Source organism: Xenophilus sp., assembly GCF_044462705.1.
In the GTDB taxonomy this organism is placed as follows: Bacteria; Pseudomonadota; Gammaproteobacteria; order Burkholderiales; family Burkholderiaceae_C; genus Xenophilus; species Xenophilus azovorans.
Genome location: NZ_JBIQNC010000060.1, coordinates 19,638 through 23,272 on the forward strand (window position 1 = coordinate 19,638; position 3,635 = coordinate 23,272).

A 3,635-nucleotide genomic window follows, 5' to 3' on the forward strand; every position below is an offset into this window, starting at 1 on the left:
CGCTCCGGGGTGCACGTAACGGCGTGCTGAGATGGCGGACCTGACCGCCGGAACCGCGAACTTGATCTGGTTAGTACCAGCGTAAGAAGAGCTGCAGCGCCGATGCGCCGAAATCCGCCCGTTCATTCGTGGCGGACGGGCGTGCACCCGGTGCCGATTGCGGGGCATCCATCCACCTTCCGAGGAGATTGCCCCCATGAATGCCCCCGACAAGTTCTCTCACCTGCTGGCGCTGACGCGCGAGCCCTTCCCCGCCTCCACCAAGGGCCGCATCGCCGGCAGCCGCGCCGACCTGCAGGTGCCGGTGCGCGACGTGCACCTGAGCAACGGCGAGGTGGTCTCGCTCTACGACACCTCCGGCCCCTACACCGACCCCGCAGCGGCGATCGACGTGCGGCGCGGCCTGCCGGGCGTGCGCGACGCCTGGATCGCCGAGCGCGGCGACACCGAAGCCTACGAAGGCCGCATCCGCCAGGCGCTGGACGACGGCGCGAAGCATGAAGCGCGCGAGGCCGACCGCATCGCGCAACTGCGCGCCGAGGCCGCCGCGCTGCAGCGCCGCCCGCGCCGCGCGAAGAGCGGCATGAACGTGACGCAGATGCACTACGCGCGCCGCGGCATCGTCACGCCCGAGATGGAATACGTGGCGCTGCGCGAGAACGGCCGGCGCGAGTGGATGGCCGAGTACCTGGCCGACGCCGAGCGCGCGAAGCGCGTGGCCGGCAACCCGATGGGCGCCAGCATCCCGCCGGTCATCACCCCCGAGTTCGTGCGCGACGAGGTGGCGCGCGGCCGCGCCATCATTCCGGCCAACATCAACCACCCCGAGGTGGAGCCGATGGCCATCGGCCGCAACTTCAAGGTCAAGATCAACGCCAACATCGGCAACTCGGCCGTCACCTCCAGCATCGAGGAAGAAGTGGAGAAGCTGGTGTGGGCCATCCGCTGGGGCGCCGACAACGTGATGGACCTCAGCACCGGCCGCAACATCCACACCACGCGCGACTGGATCGTGCGCAACAGCCCCGTGCCGATCGGCACGGTGCCGATCTACCAGGCGCTGGAGAAGGTGGGCGGCGTGGCCGAGGACCTGACCTGGGCGATCTACCGCGACACGCTGATCGAGCAGGCCGAGCAGGGGGTGGACTACTTCACCATCCATGCCGGGCTGCGGCTGCCCTTCATCCACCTGACGGCCAAGCGCATGACGGGCATCGTCTCGCGCGGCGGCTCGATCATGGCCAAGTGGTGCATCGCGCACCACCGCGAGAGCTTCCTGTACGAGCACTTCGAGGAGATCTGCGAGATCATGAAGGCGTACGACGTGAGCTTCTCGCTGGGCGACGGCCTGCGCCCCGGCTGCGGCGCCGACGCCAACGACGAGGCGCAGTTCGCCGAGCTGCGCACGCTGGGCGAGCTGACGCAAGTCGCCTGGAAGCACGACGTGCAGACCATGATCGAGGGGCCGGGCCACGTGCCGATGCACATGATCCAGGCCAACATGGACGAGCAGCTCAGGCACTGCCACGAGGCGCCCTTCTACACGCTGGGCCCGCTGACCATCGACATCGCGCCGGGCTACGACCACATCGCCTCGGCCATCGGCGCCGCGATGATCGGCTGGTACGGCACCGCCATGCTGTGCTACGTGACGCCCAAGGAGCACCTGGGCCTGCCGGACCGCGACGACGTCAAGCAGGGGATCATCGCGTACCGGATCGCGGCGCACGCGGCCGACGTCGCCAAGGGGCACCCGGGCGCACGGGCACGCGACGACGCGCTCAGCAAGGCGCGCTTCGAGTTCCGCTGGGAAGACCAGTTCAACCTGGGCCTGGACCCGGACACGGCGCGCGAATTCCACGACGAGACGCTGCCCAAGGACGCGAGCAAGGTCGCGCACTTCTGCTCCATGTGCGGGCCGAAGTTCTGCTCGATGAAGATCACGCAGGAAGTGCGCGAATACGCGGCGCAGGGGATGGCAGAGAAGTCGCGCGAATTCATGGCGGGGGGTGGGGAGATGTACGTGCCGATCCACCCCGCGGCATAGCGGCGCTGCGCCGCGCGGCGTCACCGCCATGACTTGTTGCGCACGCAGACTTCGTTCGTCCCGGCTCCGGCCGGGGCTCCCTCCGCTTCCGCCAAGAGAAGCGACAGCACATCCTGGAGTTCTACGAATGAAGAAGCATCTGGCGGCCCTGGCCGCAATGGCGGCCTGCGGCGCCGTTTCCGCGCAATCCTCCGTGACGGTCTTCGGCGTCGTCGACGTCGCCGTGAGTTCGGTCACCAACAAGGCCGAGCTGGTCTACACCGACCCGCTGCTGGCCATCGCCTTCGATCCGGCCGTGTGGCTCCTGCCGCACAGCGTCAAGGCCAGCCGCACCGAGCTGCGCAACTCGGGCCTGAGCTCCAGCCGCCTGGGCTTCCGCGGCGTGGAAGACCTCGGCGGCGGCCTGTCGGCCGGGTTCTGGCTGGAAGCGCCGATCACCAACGACGACGGGGCCACGGGCGTGTCCACCTTCAGCCGCCGCTCCACCGTGAGCCTGTCGGGCGGCTTCGGTGAAATCCGCCTGGGCCGCGACAACACGCCGGTGAAGACCAGCGACGACACCTTCGATCCCTTCGGCGCCACCGGCATCGGCGGCTCGCTGATCGCCGCGGCCTACAGCCACAGCCGCAACAGCAACATGGTGCAGTACTTCCTGCCCAGGAACCTGGGCGGCTTCTACGGCAACGTGGCCTACGGCTTCTCCGAGAAGACCAGCTACAGCCCGCTGGGCCCCTACGAGCGCGACTCGGACGCCGGCCGCTACTTCGGCGCGCGCTTCGGCTACGCGAACGGGCCGCTGGACGTGGCCCTGGCCTACGGCCAGCGCGACGGCCTCTCGGGCCCCGACGCGAACAACGACTTCTACGACGTGCTGGACACGCGCCGCACGAAGAGCAAGATCTTCAACCTGGGCGCGACCTACGACTTCGGCGTCGCCAAGCTGTTTGCCCAGTACTCGCAGCACCGCAACGAGCGCAGCACGCTGCCGGCCGACTACGGGTTCGGCCTGCTGGCCATCGACCCGAAGACCAAGACGCAGGGCTACCTGCTGGGCGTGGCGGTGCCGGTCGGCGCGGGCGTGATCCGCGCGTCCATCGCCCAGGTCAAGCAGGACGACAACCAGCAAAGCCTCTGGTATCGCACGCCCGACCCGAAGGCCACCAAGTTCGCGCTGGGCTACCAGCACAACCTGTCGAAGCGCACCGCGCTCTACGCCACGGTGGCGCGCGTGTCCAACAAGAACGGCATGAACCTCACGGTGGGCGGGCCGAACGTGATGACCGCCGCCGCCGCGGTCACGCTGCCGGCCGGCGTGGCCTACCAGGCGAAGAACTCGACGGGCTACGAGTTCGGCCTGCGCCACTCCTTCTGAGCGGCACCGGCACACCGCGCCGCGCGCAGGCGCGGCAGTTTTCTCCAAGGAGCCTTTCCCAAGGTTTCATTCGGCCCGCCTTCGCGCGGGCCGTTTTTTCTTGCAGCGGCGTCGGTCAGTCTGCGTAGACGCCTGCGGCCTTGATGACCGGCCCGAATCGCGCGACCTCGGACTGCACGAACTTCTTGTGCTCGGCCGGCTCCACGCGCTTGTCGG

Annotated in this window: 2 protein-coding genes and 1 riboswitch; both genes read left to right on the forward strand. The window is 68.7% G+C overall.

What is annotated here, in order from left to right:
* Positions 1–105, forward strand: a riboswitch (TPP riboswitch).
* 91 nt (positions 106–196) lie between these two features.
* A complete protein-coding gene (gene thiC / locus ACIY1X_RS11445) occupies positions 197–2,047 on the forward strand; it encodes a phosphomethylpyrimidine synthase ThiC (protein WP_399680647.1) in 1,851 nt (616 codons plus the stop codon).
* 127 nt (positions 2,048–2,174) lie between these two features.
* Complete coding sequence (locus ACIY1X_RS11450) at positions 2,175–3,419, forward strand: porin (RefSeq protein WP_399680649.1); 1,245 nt, start codon at positions 2,175–2,177, stop codon at positions 3,417–3,419.
* Positions 3,420–3,635 lie beyond the last annotated feature (216 nt).